Origin of the sequence: Devosia sp. (genome assembly GCF_030689745.1) — a bacterium.
GTDB classification, from domain to species: domain Bacteria; phylum Pseudomonadota; class Alphaproteobacteria; order Rhizobiales; family Devosiaceae; genus Devosia; species Devosia alba.
Window position 1 is genome coordinate 1 of the sequence record NZ_JAUYGL010000018.1, and the last position, 22,333, is coordinate 22,333.

Annotated in this window: 15 protein-coding genes; 5 read left to right on the forward strand and 10 right to left on the reverse strand. The window is 63.7% G+C overall.

Annotated elements, in window-relative coordinates:
- Positions 1-2,006: bifunctional [glutamine synthetase] adenylyltransferase/[glutamine synthetase]-adenylyl-L-tyrosine phosphorylase (locus tag Q8O80_RS01485; protein WP_305576181.1), on the forward strand; the 2,006-nt coding region annotated here is incomplete at its 5' end.
- Here Q8O80_RS01485 and Q8O80_RS01490 read toward each other — a convergent pair.
- From Q8O80_RS01490 to pepN, 3 genes are all read right to left on the reverse strand, one after another.
- Positions 2,003-2,179 (reverse strand): hypothetical protein, encoded by a 177-nt coding sequence (locus Q8O80_RS01490; protein ID WP_305576183.1) that lies wholly within the window; start codon positions 2,177-2,179, stop codon positions 2,003-2,005. The two genes, Q8O80_RS01485 and Q8O80_RS01490, sit on opposite strands and share 4 nt — an antisense overlap.
- Positions 2,179-3,831, reverse strand: a complete 1,653-nt coding sequence (locus Q8O80_RS01495; RefSeq protein ID WP_305576184.1) for a PAS domain-containing sensor histidine kinase — start codon at positions 3,829-3,831, stop codon at positions 2,179-2,181. Before Q8O80_RS01495 ends, Q8O80_RS01490 begins: the two co-directional genes overlap by 1 nt.
- A gap of 181 nt (positions 3,832-4,012) precedes the next feature.
- Positions 4,013-6,649 carry an aminopeptidase N gene (pepN, locus tag Q8O80_RS01500; RefSeq protein WP_305576185.1) on the reverse strand — a complete coding sequence of 879 codons (2,637 nt, stop codon included), beginning with the start codon at positions 6,647-6,649 and terminating at the stop codon, positions 4,013-4,015.
- A 322-nt stretch (positions 6,650-6,971) separates the two neighbouring features.
- Between pepN and Q8O80_RS01505 the strand changes: the two genes are divergently transcribed.
- On the forward strand, positions 6,972-8,822 hold the full coding sequence (locus tag Q8O80_RS01505; protein WP_305576186.1) for an ABC transporter ATP-binding protein: 1,851 nt from the start codon (positions 6,972-6,974) through the stop codon (positions 8,820-8,822).
- Between the two features lie 25 nt (positions 8,823-8,847).
- Here the strand turns inward: Q8O80_RS01505 and Q8O80_RS01510 are convergent, their stop codons facing one another.
- The gene (locus Q8O80_RS01510; protein ID WP_305576188.1) at positions 8,848-10,827 is read right to left on the reverse strand and encodes a bifunctional diguanylate cyclase/phosphodiesterase; all 1,980 of its coding nucleotides are present in this window, start codon (positions 10,825-10,827) and stop codon (positions 8,848-8,850) included.
- Positions 10,828-11,081: 254 nt separating this feature from the next.
- Here Q8O80_RS01510 and Q8O80_RS01515 point away from each other — a divergent pair, with 254 nt between their 5' ends.
- Together Q8O80_RS01515 and Q8O80_RS01520 are read left to right on the forward strand one after the other, a co-directional pair.
- Complete coding sequence (locus Q8O80_RS01515; RefSeq protein WP_305576190.1) at positions 11,082-13,601, forward strand: glycoside hydrolase family 2 protein; 2,520 nt, start codon at positions 11,082-11,084, stop codon at positions 13,599-13,601.
- Positions 13,602-13,822: 221 nt separating this feature from the next.
- Positions 13,823-14,743 carry a DMT family transporter gene (locus tag Q8O80_RS01520; protein ID WP_305576192.1) on the forward strand — a complete coding sequence of 307 codons (921 nt, stop codon included), beginning with the start codon at positions 13,823-13,825 and terminating at the stop codon, positions 14,741-14,743.
- Positions 14,744-14,781: 38 nt separating this feature from the next.
- On the opposite strand, the gene Q8O80_RS01525 is transcribed toward Q8O80_RS01520, so the two are convergent.
- The 6 genes from Q8O80_RS01525 to Q8O80_RS01550 form a co-directional block, all read right to left on the reverse strand.
- A complete protein-coding gene (locus Q8O80_RS01525; protein ID WP_305576194.1) occupies positions 14,782-16,143 on the reverse strand; it encodes an FGGY-family carbohydrate kinase in 1,362 nt (453 codons plus the stop codon).
- A 195-nt stretch (positions 16,144-16,338) separates the two neighbouring features.
- A complete protein-coding gene (locus Q8O80_RS01530; RefSeq protein WP_305576196.1) occupies positions 16,339-16,857 on the reverse strand; it encodes a hypothetical protein in 519 nt (172 codons plus the stop codon).
- 214 nt (positions 16,858-17,071) lie between these two features.
- Positions 17,072-17,827: an SDR family NAD(P)-dependent oxidoreductase gene (locus Q8O80_RS01535; protein ID WP_305576198.1), complete on the reverse strand. Its 756-nt coding sequence runs from the start codon at positions 17,825-17,827 to the stop codon at positions 17,072-17,074.
- The gene (locus tag Q8O80_RS01540; protein ID WP_305576200.1) at positions 17,818-18,834 is read right to left on the reverse strand and encodes a ketopantoate reductase family protein; all 1,017 of its coding nucleotides are present in this window, start codon (positions 18,832-18,834) and stop codon (positions 17,818-17,820) included. Before Q8O80_RS01540 ends, Q8O80_RS01535 begins: the two co-directional genes overlap by 10 nt.
- Positions 18,831-19,532 (reverse strand): creatininase family protein, encoded by a 702-nt coding sequence (locus Q8O80_RS01545; RefSeq protein ID WP_305576202.1) that lies wholly within the window; start codon positions 19,530-19,532, stop codon positions 18,831-18,833. Before Q8O80_RS01545 ends, Q8O80_RS01540 begins: the two co-directional genes overlap by 4 nt.
- Entirely contained in the window at positions 19,529-20,509 is a 981-nt protein-coding gene (locus tag Q8O80_RS01550) for a GntR family transcriptional regulator (protein ID WP_305576204.1), read from the reverse strand. The genes Q8O80_RS01545 and Q8O80_RS01550 overlap by 4 nt, the downstream gene beginning before the upstream one ends.
- Positions 20,510-20,685: 176 nt before the next feature.
- Between Q8O80_RS01550 and Q8O80_RS01555 the strand changes: the two genes are divergently transcribed.
- Positions 20,686-22,266, forward strand: coding sequence for an ABC transporter substrate-binding protein (locus Q8O80_RS01555; protein ID WP_305576206.1), 1,581 nt, complete (start codon positions 20,686-20,688; stop codon positions 22,264-22,266).
- Positions 22,267-22,333 lie beyond the last annotated feature (67 nt).

The window sequence follows — 22,333 nt, forward strand, 5'->3', positions numbered from 1 at the left end:
TCGACTTCGCCACCATCGCCGATATCCAGGCGATGAAGCGCCAGATCAATATCGCCAAGAATGTCGGCTCGATCCGCGTCGAGGGCCACAACGTCAAATTGGGCCGCGGCGGCATCCGCGAGATCGAGTTTTTCACCCAGACCCAGCAATTGATCGCCGGCGGTCGCGACAAGACCCTGCGCGTCAAGCCGACCGCCCATGCCCTGGCTGCGCTGGCTGACGCCAACTGGATTTCGCCCCGCGCCGCCACTGAACTGAGCCAGACCTACTGGTATCTGCGCGCCGTCGAGAACCGGCTGCAAATGCTGCGCGATGAGCAGACCCATGTCATGCCGGCCACTGCCGCCGACGTCGCGGTGATCGGGCAACTGATGGGCGAGCCCGATCTGCGCCAGTTCGAGACCGATTATCGCGCCGCCCTCGAGCTGGTCACCGCCTATTATTCCGATCTGTTCACCGAGGGTGAAAGCCTGGGGAGCGGCGAAGGCAATCTGGTGTTCACCGGCAGCGATGACGATCCTGGCACGCTCGAAACCCTGACCAATATGGGGTTTGCTGACGCCACCAAGGCCATCGAAATCGTCCGCAAATGGCACTATGGCAGCTACCCGGCAACCCGGGCCTCGGCCGCGCGCGCCCACCTCACCGAATTGCTGCCCGCCTTGCTGATCACCTTGAGCAATACCGGCAACGCCGACGCGGCGCTCGCCAAATTCGATGATTTCCTGTCGCGCCTGCCCGCTGGGGTGCAATTGTTTGCCCTGCTGCGCAATCACCCCAGCCTGCGCACCCTGCTTGTGCAATTGCTGGCCTCGGCGCCGCGCATGGCCGAGTCGGTGATCCACCGGGCCCATGTGATGGACGGGCTGATCGACCCCGCTTTCGCCAATGATGTCACCCGCCGCGATGTGCTGATCGCCAAGGTCGACGCCTTTCTGGCCGATGCCCGCTCCTATGAAGAGGTCATCGACCGCGCCCGCATCATCGGTCAGGAGCAGAAATTCCTGATCGCCGCCGGCTTGCTCTCGGGCACGGTGGACGCGCGGGGCGCCGGGGAACAGTTCACCGCCCTGGCCGAAACCCTGTTGCACCGGCTGTTTGACAGTGTGCGCGCCGAGTTCGAACGGCGACACGGCGTCATGGAAGGCGGCAAGGTGGTGCTGCTGGCCTTTGGCAAGATGGCCAGCCACGAAATGACCGTCGCCTCCGATCTCGATTTCATCCTGCTTTACGACGCGGTCGATGGCGAGTCCGACGGGCCAAAGCCGCTCAGCACCAACCATTACTACACGCGCCTGACCCAGCGTCTGGTGGCCGCCATCACCGCGCCGACCGGCGAGGGCGTGCTGTACGAAGCCGATATGCGGCTGCGCCCCTCGGGCAATGCCGGGCCGCTGGCGACAAGCCTGGCCGGATTCACCTCCTATCATCGCGACAATGCCTGGACCTGGGAGCATCTGGCGCTGAGCCGCGCCCGCGTCATTCTGGCCGATGGCAGTTTTGGCGATGTCATCAACGACGCCATCAATGCGGCGATCTCGCGCGCCCGCGACGCTGCCAAGACCGTGGACGATGTGCTGGCCATGCGCGCCATGATGGCCAAGGAGCGCCCGCCGCGGCACGCCTTTGACCTGAAACTGGCCGAGGGCGGATTGATCGATCTCGAATTCATCGTCCAGTCGGCGCAATTGCTGGCCGGCCAGACCATCGCCTTGCCGCAAGCCGCCACCGCACCGGTGTTGAGCCGGCTCGGCGAGACCGGCCTGGTGCCGCAGGGCGCCCGGCTGGCCGAAATCCATGGGGTGTATTCGACGGTGCTGCAGGTGATGAGTTCTGCGCTGGTGCAGCCGCTCAAGGATGAAGTCTGGCCCAACGCGTTTCGGGAATTGCTCGCCGGCTTGACGAACTACCCCAATTTCGAGCGGCTGGAGCTCGATCTTGCCGCCATGCGGGCGGAGGTCACCGAGGCCGCCAGGGCCTGGTATGAGAAGGCACGAGGCCTCTAGCGCGTCGGCCGCTGCGGCAGGTCAATGCCGCGTGCCGCCAGTTCGCGCTTGATGCTCTCGGGCATGTCGCGGCAACCGCATTGTGCGGCATGCTCGAGATGCCAGGCGATGCGCTGTTCCAGCGTCGCCTTGTCGGGCATGGGGTGCGCTTCATGCCATTGCCGGTTCAGCATCAGGCGGCCACCGACAGATCGGCCGTCAGCAGGGGCAGCGAGATGGCAACCGTGGTGCCCAGCGCGGGACTGGAATCGATGGCCAGCGAGCCGCCGCTTTGCTCGGCAATGGCCTGGGCAATCGATAGACCCAGGCCGGGGCCGGCGCCCTCGCGGGTGAAGGTGGCGTCACCCAGCGCGAAGGGCTGCGACAGGCTGGCCAGCCGCTCTTGGCTCATGCCGATGCCGGTGTCGGTGATTTCCAGTACCACGCCATCATCGGCCGCAAAGGCGGAGAGGGTGATCCGGCCGCCAGCCGGGGTGAAGCGCAACGAATTTTCCACGATATTGGAGACCATGCGCACCAGGCCGAGGCGGTCGCCTTCAATGGTGGCGCCGCAGGTGCGTGTGAGTTCCAGCCCGACCTTGGCCCGGGCGGCCGTTCCGGCAAACCGCGTCAATACGCTTCCGAGCACATCATCGACCTGGAGCGGATCATGGCGCAGCGCCTTGCGCCCGCCCTCCAGTTCGGCCAGATCGAGAATGGTGGCGAACGAGGCCAGGAGATGTTCGCCCGAGCTTTTGATCGATTGCACATAGTCGGCATAGCGGGCATCGCCCAGCGGCCCGTAGGCCTGGTGCCGCATCAGATCGGCAAAGCCGATAATGTGGTTGAGCGGCGTGCGGATATCGTGGCTGAGATGGGCCAGAAAATTGGTCTTGGCGCGGTTGGCCGCCTCGGCGTTGAGCTTTTCCTCATGGTAGCGCCGCGCCAGCTGGCGCTGTTCCTCGCGGATCGTCTGCAGCATGGTGTCGGTCTTCTTGCGCTCGGTGACATCGCTGACCAGCGTCATGAAGCCGCCATCGGCCAATGGCCGCTCGTCAATCAGCAGGCACGAGCCGTCGCGCGCATGCAGTTCCAGCAGGCGATTATTGGCATCATCGTTGAGCATCTTGACGTAGCCGCCGGCGATCATCCGTTTGACCGCGTCATGATAGGTGACCGTCTTGCCGCATAGATCGAGCCGGGCCCGATACTGCTCATTGCAGGTCACCAGCACCCCGTCCCTGGTCCAGCAGGCCACGCCCATCGGGATCGCGGCAGCCAGTATGCGGTAACTGTGGCGCTGCAGCAGGTCGGGCAAGTCGCCGCGCCTGCGGCGCCAGACGAGGACGGTCAGCAGACCCGCCAGGCCAAAGGCGATGCCGGCACGCTGCCCGATGGCAGCCCACTGGTTCGGCGCTGCCGCGCCCTCGACCTGCGGCCCGAGATTGGTCACCGGGAGGAAATGGCTGGGAAATGCCGCCAGACTATCGGCGGGTGGCGCCGTGATCAGGCTGGCGCGCCGCAGCAGGTCAAACTGGCGGGACATGGGCGGGGTGGCGCTGGCTGCTGCCGTACCGTTCGTCCCGGAATTGTCGGCGGTCCATGCCGCGTTGCTGGGCAGCTCATGCGGGGCGGCAGCAAAGGTGCATACCGTGTCGTAGGCGACAAACAGCAGGGCGGCAAACACGGCGGTCAACGCCACCGCAGCCGTGATCGGGGACAGCACCAGGCTGTGCCCCAGGCGCGCATTTGCCGCAAAACCATCGCTGGCAGGGGGCGTTGTCGCCCGCTGCTGGTGTGCGCCCAACCCTCTGGCGCCGACACCGGATGTCTCCACCCGCCCCATGCAATTCTCCATCCTGCGAGGCTGTCTTTTGCCCGACCCGATTTGCCCTTAACGAACAATGAATCAGCGCGACTCGCGTGTCCAGACCTCGAAAATGGCGGCAGCGGGCCGACCCGCAAAAATGCGAGTCGGCAGAATCACTTAGCTGTTGAAGAAAAATTCTTCCAACAATGGCGGCGATTTAGCTTGCCAACATGCGCGTGAGGATGTCGGCGGTATTGCGGCTCAGTGAGCCGCTGGTCTCGAGCCAGAGCAGGGCGGTTTTCGCTGCGGCGCGGCGCTCCTCTTCCAGCATCGGCCAGACCCGGAAACCGGTCAGCAGCCGGGCTGCAACCTGCGGATTGATGCTGTCGATCTCGACCACGGTTTCGGCCACAAAGCGGAAACCGGCGCCATCGGCGCGGGCGAACTGGGTGGGATTGGCCATCGAGAATACGCCCACCAGTGAGCGCAGCCGGTTGGGGTTGGTCTTGGGGAAGTTCGGGTCCGCCAGCACGGCACGCATGCGGTCGATCACCATGTCCTGGGGCACGCTGGCCGTCACCGCCAGCCACTTGTCCAGCACCAGCGGATTGGTTGCGGCAAAATTGGTGTGGAAGTGGGCCAGCAGCGCCTCCGCGTCCGGCGTCCAGGCAAGGGCGCTGACGCTCAACGCTGCCAGTCGGTCGGTCATGTTGCGGGCGCCTGCATATTGCTGCGCCGCCAGATCGGCGGCACCAGCGGCATCGCTGCTCACCAGCAGGCCGAGCAGCCGGTTGCGCAGTGCGCGTCGGCCCGTGCTGGCCGCGTCGGGGGCATAGGGCGCGTCGCTGGAGAGCTTGCGATAGGTCTGCAGCAATTGCAGTGCCAGGGGCGTAAACACCGCCTTGAGCAGCGCGGCCCGCACCATGTGCACCCGATCAGGATCGATATCCTTGCCAATGGTGCGACTGATCTGGGCCTCGGCGGGCAGGTTCAGGGCCAGCGCCTTGAACGCGTCGTCCAGTGTCTCGCTGGCCAGCGTTTCAGCCATGGCCTGGCTGAGCGCGGTGACCGCCTGTTGGCTCCACGGCGTGCCGCCGATTGCCGCCACGGCCAGCGCCATGCCGACATCCTGCAGCGCCTGCCAGCGGTTGAACGGATCGCTGTCATGCTGGGCCAGGAACAGCTGATCTGCCTGGCTGAGCGTGGTGTCCATATTGACCGGGGCTGAAAAGCCGCGCAGCAGCGAGGGTACCGGCTTGTTGGGAACGCCGGTGAAGCGGATTTCGGCCTCGGCGGTATCGAGCACGATCATATCGTCGCGCACCGTGCCGCCGCTCACCCCGGTCCAGCCCATCTCGCTGCCATTGGGGCCGATCAGGCCGAACTTGATCGGCAGCACCAGAGCCTGCTTGGTCGGCTGACCCGGCGTCGGCTGCGTCTGCTGGCCGAGCTTGAGCGTATAGGTCTGGCTCGCCGCATCATAGCTGTCGCTGACGCTCAGGCGCGGCGTGCCGGCCTGCAGATACCAGATCTTGAACTGCTCCAGATCGACATCATTGGCTTCGGCAAACACCGCCAGAAAGGCTTCGATCGTCGTCGCTTGCCCGTCATGGCGCTCGAAATACAGGTCCATGCCCTTGCGGAATCCGGCTTCGCCCAACAGCGTCGCCAGCATGCGCACGATCTCGGCGCCCTTTTCGTAGACGGTGGCCGTATAGAAATTGTTGATCTCGCTATACTGGTCCGGCCGCGCCGGATGGGCGAGCGGGCCGCCATCCTCGGGGAACTGCCCCGACCGCAAGCCGACCACATCAGAGATGCGCTTGACGGGCCGGCTGCGCTCATCGCTGGTGAATTCCTGGTCGCGATAGACCGTCAGGCCCTCCTTCAGGCACAGCTGGAACCAGTCGCGGCAAGTGATTCTGTTGCCGGTCCAATTATGGAAATACTCATGCGCGATCACCCGCTCAATGCCGTCGTAGTCGGCGTCAGTGGCGCTCTCGGGCTGGGCGAAGACCAGCTTGTCGTTGAAGATGTTGAGGCCCTTGTTCTCCATGGCGCCAAAGTTGAAGTCCGACACCGCCACGATATTGAAGATGTCCAGATCATACTCGCGGCCAAAGCGCCGCTCATCCCAGGCCATCGAGCGCTTCAGGCTGTCCATCGCCCACAGGCACTGGTCTTCCTTGCCGTGGCTGCAATAGATCGCCAGCGCGACCTTGCGGCCCGAGGCAGTGGTGAAGCTGTCGGTGATCGATCCCAGATCGCCCGCCACCAGCGCAAACAGATAGGACGGCTTGGGGAAGGGGTCCTCCCAGACGGCAAAGTGCATGCCCTCTCCGGCATCGCCCTGGTCAATCAGATTGCCATTGGACAGCAGCACTGGCGCCACGTTCAGCGGCGCGGTGATCCGCACCTTGAACAGCGCCAGATTGTCGGGGCGGTCCAGATAATAGGTGATGCGGCGGAAACCTTCGGCCTCACACTGGGTGCACCAGGTGCCGCCCGAGCGGTACAGCCCCATCAGCCGGGTATTGCCTTCGGGCTTGAGCGTAACCTCGGTTTCCAGCACGAAGCGGCGCAGCGGTGGTTCAAAGACCGTCAGCCCGCTGGCGTCGGCGCCATAGGCCGACAGCACCAGCGGCGCGCCATCAATGGCGATCGAACCCAGCGTCAGCTCATTGCCATCCAGCACCAGCGGCGTTCCCGCTGCGGTGTCCTCGCGCGGCTCGATCGTCAGCAGCGCCCGCACCCGTGTATCGGCTTCGGTGATCCGGAAATCGAGATCTGCTGACACGATCCGGTAGGGGCTGGCGGCATAGTCCTTGAGGTAGATGGTGTCTTCGGTGCGCATGAACGGGTCCATAAATCGGCGGTCTGACAATGAGTGTGGCTGCGCCGCAACAGCCAGCGCGGCGCTTTCATGTATTGTTTGCGGCCCGGCGACCGCTTCGGTCCACTCTTCTACGCCAAATGGGACGGCATTGGGGAGGGGGCATGATAGGGTCGCGGCTCGTGTCTCCTCTGGGCTGATTGCGGGCCCATGAGCGCGGTATCCAGATTTCTTAGCTGCCTGTTCGCTCTTGGCCAGTGCTGGTTTGACCTCAACCATGCTTGAGGTTGTGCACATCGCGCCTTGCACGACGGTCCGGCGGACCCAATTACGGTGAGTGACCATGCTGCGTTGGTTTGAACGACGTCTCAATCCCTATCCCCTGGGCGAGCCCAGCGAGCCGCCCAAGGGGCTGGTGGCATTCTGCCTGCATTACAGCCACGGCGCCAAGAAATGGCTGCTGCTGATGGCTTTGCTGGCCGCCGCCATTGCTGCCAGCGAAATCCTGCTGTTCGGCTTCATCGGCGATATCGTCAACTGGCTGGCCCAGGCCGATCGCGCCACCTTCATCCAGACCGATGGCTGGAAGCTGGCGCTGATGGCCTCGATCGTGGTGGTGGTCATGCCGCTGCTGGTGGTGTTTTCCACGCTGATCATGCACCAGACGCTGCTGAGCAATTTCCCGCAGCGCATTCGCTGGATGAGCCATCGTTATCTCATCCGCCAGTCGATGAGCTATTTCCAGGACGAGTTCGCCGGTCGCATTGGCGCCAAGCTGATGCAGACCTCGCTGGCCGTGCGCGAAGTGGTGATGACGCTGCTCGACATGCTGGTCTATGTCGTCGTCTACTTCACCGGCGCAGTTATTCTGGCGGCCTCCTCGGACTGGCGCCTGGCAATGCCGTTCATGGTCTGGCTGGTCGCCTATGTCGCCATGATGCGCTATTTCATCCCGCGTCTGGGCAAGATCTCCGAGGCGCAGGCCGATGCGCGCTCGCTGATGACCGGTCGCATCGTCGACAGCTATTCCAACATTGCCACCGTCAAGCTGTTCTCCCATTCCAACCGGGAGGAAAGCTACGCCAAGGAGGCCATGGACCAGTTTCTTGACACCGCCTACCGGCAGATGCGGCTGTTTTCCGTCCTCAATATCCTGGTCAACTTCTCCAATGCCCTGCTGCTGTTTGCAGTGGGCTGGACCGGCATCTGGCTGTGGCTGCAGGGCACCATGAGCCCCGGTGCGGTGGCCGTATCGCTGGGTCTGGTGATGCGCTTCCAGGGCATGAGCCAGTGGGTGATGTGGGAAATGTCCTCGCTGTTCGAGAATATCGGCACCGTGCGTGATGGCATCTCGTCCATCTCGCTGCCGCGCGTCGTCTCGGACAAGCCGCAAGCCGAACCGATCGGTCCGGTCAAGGGCGACATCAGGTTCGAGAACGTCTCGTTCCACTACGGCAAGACCGGCGGGGTGATCGAGGATCTCAACCTGCATATCCGTCCCGGCGAAAAGATCGGCCTGGTCGGTCGTTCCGGGGCCGGCAAGTCCACCATCGTCAATCTGCTGCTGCGCTTTTATGACCGCGCTGATGGCCGCATTCTGGTCGATGGCCACGACATTGCCAGGGTGACCCAGGACAGTCTGCGCGCCAATATCGGCGTGGTGACCCAGGATACCTCGCTGCTGCATCGCTCGGTGCGCGAGAACATCCTTTATGGCCGCCCCGACGCGAGCGAGGCGATGATGCGCGAAGCGGCCGATCTGGCCGAGGCCACCCTGTTCATCGAGGGATTGAGCGATGCCAAGGGCCGCAAGGGCTTTGACGCCCATGTGGGCGAGCGGGGCGTCAAGCTCTCGGGCGGTCAGCGCCAGCGTATCGCCATTGCCCGCGTGCTGCTCAAGAACGCCCCGATCCTGGTGCTCGACGAAGCCACCTCCGCCCTGGATTCGGAGGCTGAAGCGGCGATCCAGAGCCAGTTGCAGCTGCTGATGCGCGGCAAGACGGTGATTGCCATCGCCCATCGCCTGTCCACCATCGCCATGATGGATCGGCTGGTGGTGCTCGATCAGGGACGTGTCGTGGAAATGGGCTCCCATGCCCAATTGCTGCAGACCGGCGGCCTCTATTCAAGCCTGTGGAACCGCCAGTCCGGTGGTTTTATCGACGCCGACCTGCCTGATGAGGCGGCGCAGTAGCCGCGCCGCAACGCGCCGGGAAAGCCTAACCGGCGGCGCCAGAAGCTCTTCTGGCGTCGCCGCTGCGGACCGTCCGCTCGCGCGCCAGCTGCGCCAGCATGGTGTCGGCATCGACCGGTCGGCCAAACAGATAGCCCTGGATGACCGTGCCACCCAGTCCCACCAGCACATCGAGCTCTTCCTGGGTTTCCACCCCTTCAATCACGCATGAAATGCCCAGATTGCGGCAGAGTTCGGTTGTCGTCTTGATGATGGCCTGGCTGGTTCGGTCATTGCAGATATCGGTGACAAAGCTGCGGTCGACCTTGATGCGGTCCAGCGGCAACCGCTGCACGTGGGTCAGGCTCGAATGGCCGGTACCAAAATCATCCAGCGCAATCCGTGACCCCAGCGCCAGCAGCGTCAGCAGGGAAGAATTGGCCTGATCGAGGTCACGCATGACGGCGGTTTCGGTGATCTCGAAGTCAATTCGGCGCGGTGTGCCAGCCTGTTTCAGCAAACCGGCAATGGCCTTGATCGCCGTGGCGGAACCGATGTCATGGGCTGACAGATTGACCGACAGGCGGATGTGCTTGGGCAGGGTGGCCGAGACGGCCAGCGCCTTGCGCAGGACGGTTTGGGTCACCTTGGAAATCAAGCCGATATGTTCTGCCAGTGGAATGAACTCCATCGGCGAGACTTCCCCCAGCACCGGGCTGTTCCAGCGCGCCAGCACTTCGTAGCCCGTCGTGCGGTTCGTTGCGGTATCGAACTGCCGCTGGAACAGGATATGGATTTCCTTGTCGAGGTCGGCGGTGTGCAATTCGTGCTCGATCTGGCGCACTTTGCGGATCTCGCGGTCATGGCGGTCGGCAAACACCACGGCATGGCCGCGACACTCGCGCTTGGCCACCGAGTTCGCATAGTCGGCCCGGTCATAGGCCATCTCGGCGGTGTCGCCGGGATGGGATGCCGCAAAGCCGATTGACGCTGACAGGTGGATATTGGCGTCCGGCAGGTCGAAGGGGCTGCGCAGGGCGCGGCACAATTCAGTGCCCAGGCGCTGCAGCCCGGCGTCCGATTGAACATTGCGCGTGATCAGCGCGAAATTGTCGGCCCCCAGACGCGCCACAAAGCTGCCCGATGGACTCACCGTGCTGATGCGGCGGGCCGTTTCGGCCAGCACCCGGTCGCCGGTAGTCTGTCCGAACGTCTGGTTGATGGCCTTGAAGCCATCCAGATCGATGCGCGCGACGGCAATTGCCGTGCCGTCCGCGTTGGCTTCGCCCAGCATCTCGTCCAGTTGACGGTCAAACCATCGACGATTGGGCAGGCCGGTCAGCGGGTCGACATTGGCCAGCCGGTTATTCTCGTCCGACAGGCGCTGCGTTTCGGCCTGCTTCCGTGCCATCGTCGAACGCGATGCCACCAGGTCGGCGAAGTCGCGATAATTGCCCAGCAGGACAATCAGCACGCCCGCCACCACAAACCCCAGATTGATGGCGATGGCCGTCATCACCACATTGTTCAGCATCAGCATGGCAATGGTAAACGGAACCAACTGCAGGGCGCCCATGGACACGGCCGCGGCGCGCATATGCATCAGGCAGAACATGCAGCCAATGGTCGTCACGCCGGCGAAAAACACGACCTGGGACTGCTGATAGGCATTGCCATAGGGCAGCAGCGCAACGGTCCATACGCTGAACCCGACCGACAGCACCGGCATCACCCGCATCATGCGTCGCAGGCTGCGGCGGGCAACATCGATATCGTTGAGTCTCTGCCGACCGCGCAACCACGAGACGATGCGCGCCACGCAGAGCACCGAAAGCATCGCCGGTGCGTAGAGGGTTAGCAGATCCGGTCCCGCCCCGGCATGGCTGACCGCCAGGATCACGGTGTTGACCACCACCATGGCATACATCAGCGGGACCTGTGTCGACAGCGCCCGGGCCTGGGCCAGCACCAGCTCCGGGTCGTCCGGAACCGAAAACTGTCGCTTTATTGACTCGAGTGACCACATCGACTGCGCCCTTTGTATGGAAGCAGCCTACCCGCTGAAGTCCTAATAGAACTGTAAGCGGTGCGGCATAGAGACGCCTGTCGCGATTGCCGCATTGACAGCATTGCCAACATTTTGGGCATCGACCCCATTGGAAGCTGTCACGAGTCCGGCTAGAAGCGGATGAAATCGATTGCATCGGCTTTTCTTGTCGCTCGGTGCGCCCGTTCCAGCAGTATTGGCAGCGCGGCTTGCGCTGCTCCCAGGAGTTGTTGATGTCTATCCCCGCCACCTATTCGGCAATCGATCTGGCCGGTCGCTTCGCCCTGACCTCACCCACCAGCGACATAGCAGTGCCCCTGGATCTGCCCGGCGATGTGCATTCGGCGCTGCTGGCTGCCGACAAGATTGCCGACCCCTATTACGGCGAAAACGAAAAGCAGGTGATGTGGGTCAATGAAACGGCCTGGTCGGTGGAGCGGCGCTTTACCGCCAGCGCCGCCGATATCGCTGGCTATCTCACCCTGACCCTGGCTGAGGTCGACTGCATTGCCACCGTTTCGCTCAATGGCGAGGTCATTGCGCAAACCGACAACAGCTTCATCCGCTACGACATCGACGTCACCGGCAAGGTGCGGGCAGGCGACAATACCCTGCGCATCGATTTCGCCATTGCCCCCGACGTGGCCAGGGCGCGCGCCGACGCCCATCCATTCCCGATCCCCTTCACCAAGAACTACCAGACCAATGGTCTTGCCGGCATCCACATGAACTTCATCCGCAAGGCGGCATGCCATGCGGGTTGGGATTGGGGCATCTGCATCATGCCCATCGGTGTCTATGGCACCATGGCCCTGCGCAAGTCGCGCCTGGCCCGTCAGGAGAGCGTGCAGGTCGATCAGGCCCATGCAAGCCATTCGGTCGAACTGTCGATAAAGACTCGGGTTTTTGCCTTTGCTCACGGTGAGGTGGAACTTGAGCACACCATTGCCGGCCAGACCGTTGCCGACAAGCTGGTGGTCAATCCCGGCGAAAACCTCTTCACCCACAACCTGACCATACACGACCCGAAACTCTGGTGGCCGGCGGGGCAGGGCGAGCAGCCGCTCTATGAACTGGTGACCGATCTGGACGGCGAAAAGACCACCCGCCAGATCGGCCTGCGCCAGCTTGAGTGGATCGTCGAGAAGGACGAGATCGACCATTCCTTCAAGTGCCGCATCAACGGCCGCGACATCTCCATGCTCGGCGCCAACTGGATCCCCGCCGACGCCATCCCGTCCCGCATCACCCCCGAAGTCATCCGCGACCTGCTGCAAAGCGCCAAGGCCGCCAACATGAACATGCTGCGCATCTGGGGCGGCGGCCAGTACGAGCCGGACTATTTCTACGAGATGTGCGACGAGCTGGGCATTCTGATCTGGCACGATTTCATGTTCGCCTGCATGAGCTACCCGTCCGATCGGCCTTTCCTTGCCAATGTGCGCACCGAAATCACCCAGCAGGTGCGCCGGCTCAGCCATCACGCCTGTATCGCGCTGTGGTGCGGCGACAATGAAGTCATCGGCTCGCTTGGCTGGTATCCCGAGACCAAGGCGGCGCCCGAGCGCTATGTCGCCAATTATGATCGTCTCAACAATATGCTGGGCAATATCGTCGAGGACGAGGATCCCGCCCGCCGCTTCTGGCCGTCCTCGCCTTCCATGGGCTATCTCGACTTCTCCGATGGCTGGCACGCCGATACCCGCGGCGACACCCATTACTGGGACGTATGGCACTCGGCCAAGAGCTTTGAGGCCTATCGCACCGTCAATCCGCGCTTTGCCTCCGAATTCGGCTTCCAGTCCTTCACCTCGATGAACGTCATCGAGACTTTTTCCGAACCCAAAGACCGCAACCCGTCCTCGCCGGTGATGGAAAACCACCAGCGCAATGATGGCGGCAACGCCCGCATCCTTGAAACCATGACGCGCTATTTCCGTTTCCCGCGCGATTTCGACCAGATGGTGTTCCTGTCCCAGATCCAGCAGGGACTCGCCATCAAGACCGCCATTGAGTACTGGCGCTCCACCAAGCCGCGCTGCATGGGCACCCTGTTCTGGCAGATCAACGACATCTGGCCGGTCGCCTCCTGGTCGAGCCTCGATTACGGCGGGCAGTGGAAGCTGCTGCAATACATGGCCAAGCGCTTCTTCCTGCCGGTCAATGTCGTTGCCGTGCCGGTGCATGACGCGGTGCCGACCAATTCGCGCGGCAAGCCGGTAGAGAACGCGCCCCCCAGCCAGATTGTGCTCAAGGCCATCAACGACACCGGTGCGCCGGTCGAGATCAGCCTGGAAGTTCGGGCGGTCAAGGTTGCCGGCGGCGAGCGCCAACTGTTCGCCGGCCACAGCACCATCTCGCCCGATGGCGCGGTAGAAGTCGCGGCCATCCCGGCGGTCGACCTGGCGGCAGACGAGTTCCTGTTCTTCTCCTGGCGCGACGTCGAGGGCAAGCTGCTGGGCGAAAACGACTATTTCCCCAAGCCCTACAAGGCCTATGAGCTGGTGCAGCCCAAGATCCGGGCCGCCTGGTCCGATGTCGATGGTCAATTGGTGCTCAGCCTCACCAGCGACCAGCCGGCGCTGTTCGTCACCGCCACCGTCGATACGCCCGGCTATTTCTCCGACAATGCCGTGACGCTCCTGCCGGGGCGCACCACCGACCTCACCTTTACCCCCCGCCACGGCGCGACCCCTTCGGCATCCGAACTGGTCAAGTCCCTCAAGGTGCGAAATCTGAGCGAGACGTTCTAGCCCGCGTCTCCTGTCACGGTCGGCACCCCGGGAATGGCTTCAGGGGTGCCGGCCCTATTTCATCTTCCATACCAGTTTTAGCGGCCGGCGCATTGACACCTGCGGCGGCATATCCCAACGCTATGGATGTTCCGCGACAGTCGCCGTGTTCCTCCCGGATTCGCCATGTTGATGACTATAGCGTTCAGCCATGATGCCTCTTTTGCTGGCTGGCTGAGCTGATGGCCAGCGTCGTTGCTCCTGTCGAGAGCCGGGCCAACTATGCCATCACGCTGGTTCTGGTGTCCCAACTGGTGTTGCTGGTCCTCGATGTTTCCGCCAAGTGGCTCTCGGTTGGCGGCATGCCGACCACCGAGATCATCTTCATGCGCTATGGCATGCACCTTGCGCTGCTGCTGGTGCTGTTCCTGCCGGTCACCGGCCGCAACCTCTTCATCAGCAATAACTGGAAGCTGGAAGTCCTGCGCGGCGTCTGCCTGCTGTGCACGACCGGCCTGAATTTCCTCGCCATGCGCTACCTGCCGCTCACCGTCACCAGCGCCATCCAGTTCAGCTCCCCGCTGATCATCTGCGCCATGTCCGGTCCGCTGCTGGGCGAAACCGTGGGGCCCCGTCGCTGGGCGGCGATTGCCGTCGGTTTCATCGGCATTCTCATCATTGTCCGGCCCGGATCGGAGGCCTTTCAGCCCGCCGCACTGCTCAGTGTCGGCTGCGCGTTTTTCCTGGCATTGTTCTCCATCCTCACCCGCAAGCTGGCCGGCGTCGACAGCGCCCAGACCCAGCAGTTCTTTGTCGGCGTGGTGCCCGTGATCCTGATTGCCCCGGTGGCGCTCACCGATTGGGTGTGGCCCAGCCAGCCCATTTCCTGGCTGGCTTTTTTCGTGATGGGCGTTGCCGGCCTGGGTGGGCATTTTCTCAACTCGGTAGCCCACCGCTACGCGCCGCCCGCCACCCTGGCCCCGTTCAACTATCTAAGCCTGCTCTACCTGTCGATCGCCAGCTGGCTGATCTTCAACCAGCCGCCGGATCAGCTGTTCATTGTGGGGGCTGCGATCATCATCGCCAGTGGGCTCTATATCTGGCTGCGTGAGAAATCGCTGCACAAGGCAAACTCGTCGCTCGATGACGTGGCGGCGCGCTAGCCCCGAAAGGTGCCCCGATCACGCTCTGATTGGCGCTGTCAGGCCAGCCGCGCGCGCCAGCGTGCGGCATAGGCGTCGAACCCTTCATGCTCGAGTGGGGCAATGGGCGTGCCCGTCGCGCTGCCACCGCCGCCGCCAAACAGCATGCTGGCGCCCAGGCTCGTCCCGGTCGCATCGCCTGACGCCTGTACCGGCACCCCGGTCAGCCGGGCCAGCGCCGCCGCGAACAGCTGGTTGCGGGCCAGTGGTCCTTCAATGATGATCTGCCTGCCCAGGCCGCACAGGCCCAGGCAAGTCTGGGTCACCAGCGCCAGATAGAGCGATACCGCCGCCGTGCGCTCGCCCGGGCTCAGCGTCCCGGGGTCCCCGGTCCAGCGGCCGACATGGTCGGGGAAGGGGCCGACGCCCGCCATGAAGCTGGGCAGCGCCTGTACGTCGCCGCTGATCACCGCATCGACATCGGCCGCCACCGGCGTCACCGCTCCGGGCGCCAGCATGTCGAACTCGCGCCCGCCCATGAAGCGCGCCGTCGGCACCGGGCGCCCGAAGGCGTCGACATTGGCCAGGCTATCGCGCGCTGGATCGAGATGGGTCGTGTCGCCGCCCACCGTCATGGCGATGGCCCAGGTGCCGGTCGACAGAATGGTGAACGGCTCGGCATGGCTGCCCAGATGCGGCAGCAGCGACGCGTTGGAATCGTGAATGCCGCAGGTGATCGGCGTTTCCGCCCGCAACCCCGTTGCCTGGGCAAGCGCGGGCCGGATCGGTCCCAGCACCGAGGCCGCCGGCCGTACCGCCGGAAACAGCTCGCGCCAGCCCTGCTGGCGCGCCAGGCTGGAAAAATCCACCTTGTCAGGCGCCCACAGATCGCTGTGGCAGCCCAGCGAGGTGACTTCGCTGGCCATCACGCCGCTCAGCCGCCACGCCCAATATTGCGGATAGGTCAGGATCTGGGTGACGCTGGCAAACTGGCTGGCAAAGCGCCGGCTCTGCCAGAACAATTGCGCGCCGATATTGAGCCCGTTGGGCAGGCGCGGCGACAGGGTTTCGGCAAAATCGGGCCGCGCTGCGCCATAGTCGTCAGCGGTTTCATCGGGGCCGGCAAACTCATAATCCAGCACCGGCAAGGCCAGGCGGTCGCCCGTCAGCAGCGCCGCCGTGGCGCCATGGGTGGTGATGGAAATGCCATCCACGCCATGCTCGGCCTGCAAGGCGCCGAGGCTTTCCAGCATGAAGCCCCACAGCCGCTCCACATCGGCATGCGGATAGGGTCCGTCCGACCGCACTGTATTGGGCGTGCTGCGCGCTGCCAATTGCTGGCTGGTCTGGGCGTCGATCAACACCACCTTGGCATTGGTCTTGCCGATATCGATCACGGCGATGAAACGGGGCAGGGGCATATTGCACGCACTCGTTGAACCTGATGCAGCCGCCATACTGGAATTCGCGCGCCATGACCATCACTGACATGTTAGCCGCCCGCGCAACCCCGCCCTGTCCCCAGCGGCTGATCTGTCGGACACTTTGCCGGTTAGGCTGCGCCAATCCTGCGGGCCAGCAAGTCGTCACGGTTCCATATCTGGCGCGAGCGCATGTTACGCCAGATAGCGCAGGAAACTGGCCAACGGCAATGTCGATGCGGCCACGGCACGGCGGGCTTCGCCGATGACGTCGGAGATGAGCACGTCCGGCTTGTTCAGCGGCATGCGACCGGGCACGTCATATTTGTCGAGATCGATCTTGTCGCACAGCGCCCCGAGGATCGATTTGGGCAGGTTGCCGCCCAGGATGATCTTTTGCGGATTGATCAGCTGCACCACCGCGCTCAGCGGCCAGGAAATCACCTCCGCGCGGCTGACGATCCAGTCGAGCAGGATGGCGTCGCGATCGGCGAACAGGCTTTCCAGCCGCGCCAGGTCCAGTTCGGCCGGGGCGCAGCCCAGCGTATGGGCCAGATCGGTGACGCTGGGGCGGGGACCGGGTTCGGGGACCATACCGCCGATATTGCCGGCCTGGTTGAAGCCGCCGCGCACGATCCGGCTGCGATCAAAGATCTGTCCGCCCACGCCATCGGTGCAGGCCAGGTGAAACAGCACCTGGCCGTAGCATAGCATAGCGCAGGCTTGGGCTGCTTGAACGTCGGCTCTTGGGATGCCGCGCTGGTCTGCCCTTTGGCCGATATGGGGCGCGTTTCAGACCCGTAGTTCGGAGCGGGAACTGGCCGCGGCTCTCCGAGCCTGCGGTTGAAAAACTGCTGTCCGGTATGGCCTCAACCGGAGCAGCTATTGATCCTGCTTCTGCCAGGTGCTTTTGGGGGTGGTGCTTCCGTCAGGCGCGGCCGCCATCCACGCTGAGGATCTGGCCAGAGATCCAGCCGGCCTGGGCCGAGGCCAGAAACAGCACCGCATGGGCAATGTCCTCGGGCTGGCCGAGCCGGCGCATGTGGATGCTGTCCATCAGCCGCTGCTGGCCTTCAGCGCCGTAGCTCTCCCACTGGCTCTGCGTGGCCGGATTGGACAGCACGAAGCCGGGCGCCACGCTGTTCACGGTGATCCCATGCGGCCCCAGTTCCAGCGCCAGCTGCTTGGTCAGGCCCACCAGCGCATGCTTGGCCGCGCTATAGGCCTGGATGCCGGTAAGGCTCGGCCGCAGTCCGGCGCCCGAGGCAATGGTGATGATCCGCCCGGTGCCCTGTGCCTTCATCAGTGGCGCCACGCCCTGGGCGCACCAGAAGGTGCCATCCACATTGGCGGCGAACAGCTGCTGCCAGGCCGGCTCGCTGACCGCGTCGAGCGGCTGGGCCACCTGTCCGCGCACCCCGCCGGCGGCCGCCACCAGGATATCGATCGTGCCGAAGCGGGCGCCGATCCCGGCCATGGTTTCGAGCACCCGCTCGCGTTCGGCCAGATCGAGCGTGACGGTCAGTGCCGCGCCCGCTTCCCTTGCGCCTTCCAGCCCCGCGTCGTCGCGGTCCAGTGCCACGACCTGGGCGCCGGCAGCAGCCATGGCCTTGACGATGGCCCGGCCGATGCCCTGCGCCGCGCCGGTGACGACGACGATCTTGCTGTCAAAATCTAGCTGCATGTGGACAACAGATCATCAAGCACGTCCCAGGCCTGGGGACGTCCGTTTTCGACCTCGTGCACCAGTTCGATCAGGCGCAGGGTGATGGGGGTAGCCACGCCGGCTTCGGCGGCGAGGTCGGCAATGATGGCAAATTGCGCATCCACTTCCGTCTTGCGCTTGCGCACGGCAATGTCGCGCCACACGCCCGAATGGGTCTTGGCGGTATGGCGGTTATGCTCCTCCATGGCGGCAATCGAGCGCCTGGCGTCCGCAGAGCTCGCGCCAGGCATGAAAGCCTGAGGGTCAAAGCCGTTGAACCCCAGGGGGGTCACGCCGCGCGCCCGGGCCACGGCCATAACCTCGCGGCCCAGCCCCTCGAAGACCGGCGCATGCCTGGCGCTGGCGAAATTGTCCGACATCGAGGCCGGGGTCAGAGCCGTGGCAAACAGCATGCCGCCATAGCCCATCTTGCCCCACAGATAGCCCCAGATGTTGTCGGTGAGTTCGGCCGCCGGCTCATAGATGGAAAACAGCCGGTGCACCTCGCGGACGCGATCGGTCATCGCGCCATCGAGTTCCCCGATCGCCACCTTGCCGCGATTGCCCAGCAGGATCTTGCCTGGCTCCAGCCAATCGGCGCCGAAATTGACAAAGCAGCCAATGGTCCGCTCGGGCCCGATCAGCCGGCCAATGGTGAGCTCGTTGAGCCCGTTCTGGGCCGACACGACATAGCCGTCCGGTGCCAGCAAGGGCCGCAGGGCCTCGACGGCGTCGGCCGTGTGCTGTGCCTTGACCGCCAGGATCACCGTCTTGAACGTGCCGGTGACGTCGGCAGGCAGGCTGGCCTTCATGGGCTGGGTGAAGCTCTCCACCGGCCCCTCGATGGCCAGGCCGTGTTCATTGATGGCCGCGACATGCTGGGCCTCCACGTCCACCAGCAGCACCTCTTCGCCGGCGCGCGCCAGATAGGCGCCCAGCGTGCCACCAATGGCCCCGGCGCCCCAGATCAGGATAGTGTCGCTCATGCCCAGCCGTCCTCGATCAGCGACCGCGTCTCGGCCAGTGCGATCTCCCAGATGGCCTCCATCTCGTCATCGGCGCGCTGATAGCGACCGCCGAAATTGCCATCCCCGAGATAGTCCTTCACCAGCGGCGCAGCGATGGTCTTGAGCTTGTCGAGGTCGATCATCGGCTTCTGTTCGTCCGGCATGCCGATATTGGGCAGCCGGGTCCAGGGGAAATTTTCCATCCAGGAGGCATGCGAGGCCACTGGGTCGATTTCGTGCACCTTGGCCAGGGTCTTGGGGGAATTCCACCAATTGTGCCACCGGATGCGACAGTCGGCATGGCCGTTGAGCCATTCGAGCGCCGCCGTCTGGCCGGGCGTATTGCCGCCATGGCCGTTGACGAACAGCACGCGCTTGAAGCCGGTGCTGTGAAGGCTGTCGAGCACATCGGTGATGATGCGCGCATAGGTGTCCATGCGCAGCGAAATCGAGCCGGGATAGGTGGCGAAATAGGGGGTGATGCCAAAGGCCAGCACCGGAAACACCGCCACGCCCAGCGGTCCGGCCGCCTCATTGGCCAGCGTTTCCGCCAGGATCGAATCCACCGCATTGCTGAGATAGGCATGCTGTTCGGTCGAGCCCAGCGGTATGATCGCCCGGTCGTCGGATTTCAGGTAGGTTTCGACCTGAAACCAGTTCATCTCGGCGATTTTCATGGTGTCTCCTTGACGGTCCCGCTGTGCCGCAGCGTATCGAGCAGCGGCAGGACGTGGTGTTGAATGAAGGTGCTATCCGGCGCATGCCGGTATTCGAGGGCCTGCTGATGCGGGCCCACTTTTTCGGCCAGCCAGTCGAGCCCGGTCGCATAGACCAGCACATCGACCTGGGCGATGAAGGCTTCGAGATCGGGCGCATCCACCATGGTGACGCTGGTGCTGGCTACATGCGGGCTGAACCGCATTACGGCCGGCTTCATCAGCGCCATGAATTCGGGAAAGATCGAGACGATGCCGATGCGGGTGCTCGGGTCGAGCCCGGCCAGCCGCGTGCGCGTGGCTTCCGAGGGAATAAAGCTCAGGCCCACCACCGGAATGTCCGGTCCCACCAGCGCCTCCACCTCGGCCCGGCGATTGGCCAGCGTCAGCACGATATCGGCGCGCGGCATGGCGTGCGAGGCCCTGAGCGTGTCCAGCGTCAGCCAGCTCAGCTGGTCTGTCCTGGCCAGCAGCGGCCTGATATGGTCGGCATAGGCCGCCGTGGCCTGCTCGAACAGGCCGACCAGCACGATCTGCAGGCCATGAGCACTCCGGAAGCGCAGATGACCGGCCCGTGCATTGACCAGGGTGGCAATCCCGGCGGCATCCACACCTAGGTTCTTGCCCATCTGCAGCAGCGCGTCGATGGCCGGGTTGAGCTTGTCGAAATTGAGCGCGCTGGGCAGGCTCTCGGTATGGGCCACGAAGGTACCGGCGCTGCCGCGCGTTTCGATCAGCTTTTGCTGCTTGAGTTCGTTATAGACCCCCACCACCGTCATCGGCGCTACGCCGGCCCGCTCGGCCAGTTCACGTACCGTCGGCAGGCGCATTCCGGCCGGCAGATCACCCAGGGCAATACCGTACTGGATCAGCCCGCGGAGTTGCACGCCCAGTGGCACCGGCAGGTCGCGATCCAACCCAGCAGCCAACGTGCCCAATATTTGCTCGCTCTGCTCATGTTCTGGTCGTCTAGAACGATTTGACTGCTTTTGTGTCACTTTCGGTGTGGGAGCGCTTGACATGAAGGGCTATCTTGGTTCCGTTTGTAGGGTGACGTTCTAGTTCGCCAGGACAAGATTGAACAGTACGGGCACCGTAATCAAGAGGGTTCGCTATGCTTTTTCGGAAAAACGCCATTCTCGCCATTACTTTGGCACTGATCGGCTCGACAACCTTGTCGAGCGCCGTGCTGGCTGACGATCTGACCGTCGGCGTGCGCGCCGGTCCAGACTCCATCGATCCGCATTGGTCAACGCTCGGCAGCCAGGCCGAGTCGCTGCGCCACATTTTTGATACGCTGGTGGGCGTCGACAAGGACCTGCAACTGCAGCCCGCCATCGCCACCTCCTGGACCCCGGTCGATGACGACACTTGGGAGTTCAAGATTCGCGAAGGCGTCAAGTTCCACGGCGGCTCCGACTTGACCGCCGAGGACGTCAAGTTCTCCATCGACCGCATCCCCCTGGTCACCGGCCCGATGAGCATGACCATTTACACCAAGTCGGTGGAATCGGTTGAGGTGATCGACGACTATACCGTCCATGTTCACACCAAGGGTGCTGCTGCCACCCTGCCCAACGACTTCATCCGCATGTTCATCGTCTCCTCCGAGATCGGCACAGTGGGCAATGAGGAGTTCAATTCGGGCGCTGCTGCCATTGGCACTGGCCCCTACAAGTTCGTCTCCTGGGAGCCCAAGGGTGACCTGGTGCTCGAGCGCAATGCCGACTATTGGGGCGGTGCCCCGCATTGGGAAAACGTTGTCCGTAAGGAAATCCCCAATGACGCATCGCGCGTTGCCGCCCTGCAGTCGGGCGAAGTCGATCTGATCAACTATGTGCCGGCCACCGACTATGCCGCCATGCAGAATGATAGCCGCCTCGATACCTTCATCGCCGACTCCGTCTACATCCTCAACATCACGCCCAGTGTGAAGGACACCCTGCCGGTCAAGGCCAAGGTCGATGGCGTCGAGATCGATGCCAATCCGTTCCAGGACCTGCGTGTGCGCGAGGCCATGGATCTGGCGATCAACCGCGAAATCCTGTCCGATGTCGTGCTTGAAGGACTCGGCAAGCCAGCCAACCAGCTGATGCCGGCAACCTTCTTTGGTGGTTCGACCGATCTGCCGGCCCGCGAATATGATCTCGAGCGCGCCAAGGCCTTGCTGGCCGAAGCTGGCTATCCGAACGGGTTTGAAGTCGACTTCGCCTGCACCAACAATCGCCTGCCCGGTGACGCCGCCGTCTGCGAGGCGCTGTCGCAGATGTGGGCTCGCGCCGGCCTCACCGTCAATGCCAATGCCCTCAACGGCACGGTCTTTTTCCCGGCCCAGCAGGCCGGCGAGTTCAGCCTCTGGCTCTCGGGCTGGGGCACGCTGACCGGCGAAGCCTCCTATACCTATGGCTCACTCGTGCACACGGCCGATCCTGAAAAGGGTCTGGGTGCGTTCAACAAGTCCGGCTATTCCAATGCCGAGATCGATGCCCTGCTCGAAGAAGGTGCCCGCACCCTCGACGATACGGCGCGCGCTGCGCTCTACAAGCAGGTCACCGAGCTGTCGATGAACGACCGCGTGCTGATCCCAACCGTGGTGATCCAGACCGTCTGGGCGGCCAAGGCCGATACGCTGACCTTCGAGCCGCGTGTCGATCAGGAAACGCTGGCCCAGCTGATCGAGCCCGTCGCGCAGTAATCGCCTTCCCGGCTGCCGCACGCGGCAGCCGGGGCTCCCCGCACCGGGCCCTATCGGCCTGACACAT

Excerpts from the sequence above, each read along its gene's own strand:
- Q8O80_RS01490 (WP_305576183.1), bottom strand. The coding sequence starts at position 2,179 with ATGCTGAACCGGCAATGGCATGAAGCGCACCCCATGCCCGACAAGGCG.
- Q8O80_RS01495 (WP_305576184.1), bottom strand. The coding sequence starts at position 3,831 with ATGGGGCGGGTGGAGACATCCGGTGTCGGCGCCAGAGGGTTGGGCGCA.
- pepN (WP_305576185.1), bottom strand. The coding sequence starts at position 6,649 with ATGCGCACCGAAGACACCATCTACCTCAAGGACTATGCCGCCAGCCCC.
- Q8O80_RS01505 (WP_305576186.1), top strand. The coding sequence starts at position 6,972 with ATGCTGCGTTGGTTTGAACGACGTCTCAATCCCTATCCCCTGGGCGAG.
- Q8O80_RS01510 (WP_305576188.1), bottom strand. The coding sequence starts at position 10,827 with ATGTGGTCACTCGAGTCAATAAAGCGACAGTTTTCGGTTCCGGACGAC.
- Q8O80_RS01515 (WP_305576190.1), top strand. The coding sequence starts at position 11,082 with ATGTCTATCCCCGCCACCTATTCGGCAATCGATCTGGCCGGTCGCTTC.
- Q8O80_RS01520 (WP_305576192.1), top strand. The coding sequence starts at position 13,823 with ATGGCCAGCGTCGTTGCTCCTGTCGAGAGCCGGGCCAACTATGCCATC.
- Q8O80_RS01525 (WP_305576194.1), bottom strand. The coding sequence starts at position 16,143 with ATGCCCCTGCCCCGTTTCATCGCCGTGATCGATATCGGCAAGACCAAT.
- Q8O80_RS01530 (WP_305576196.1), bottom strand. The coding sequence starts at position 16,857 with ATGCTATGCTACGGCCAGGTGCTGTTTCACCTGGCCTGCACCGATGGC.
- Q8O80_RS01535 (WP_305576198.1), bottom strand. The coding sequence starts at position 17,827 with ATGCAGCTAGATTTTGACAGCAAGATCGTCGTCGTCACCGGCGCGGCG.
- Q8O80_RS01540 (WP_305576200.1), bottom strand. The coding sequence starts at position 18,834 with ATGAGCGACACTATCCTGATCTGGGGCGCCGGGGCCATTGGTGGCACG.
- Q8O80_RS01545 (WP_305576202.1), bottom strand. The coding sequence starts at position 19,532 with ATGAAAATCGCCGAGATGAACTGGTTTCAGGTCGAAACCTACCTGAAA.
- Q8O80_RS01555 (WP_305576206.1), top strand. The coding sequence starts at position 20,686 with ATGCTTTTTCGGAAAAACGCCATTCTCGCCATTACTTTGGCACTGATC.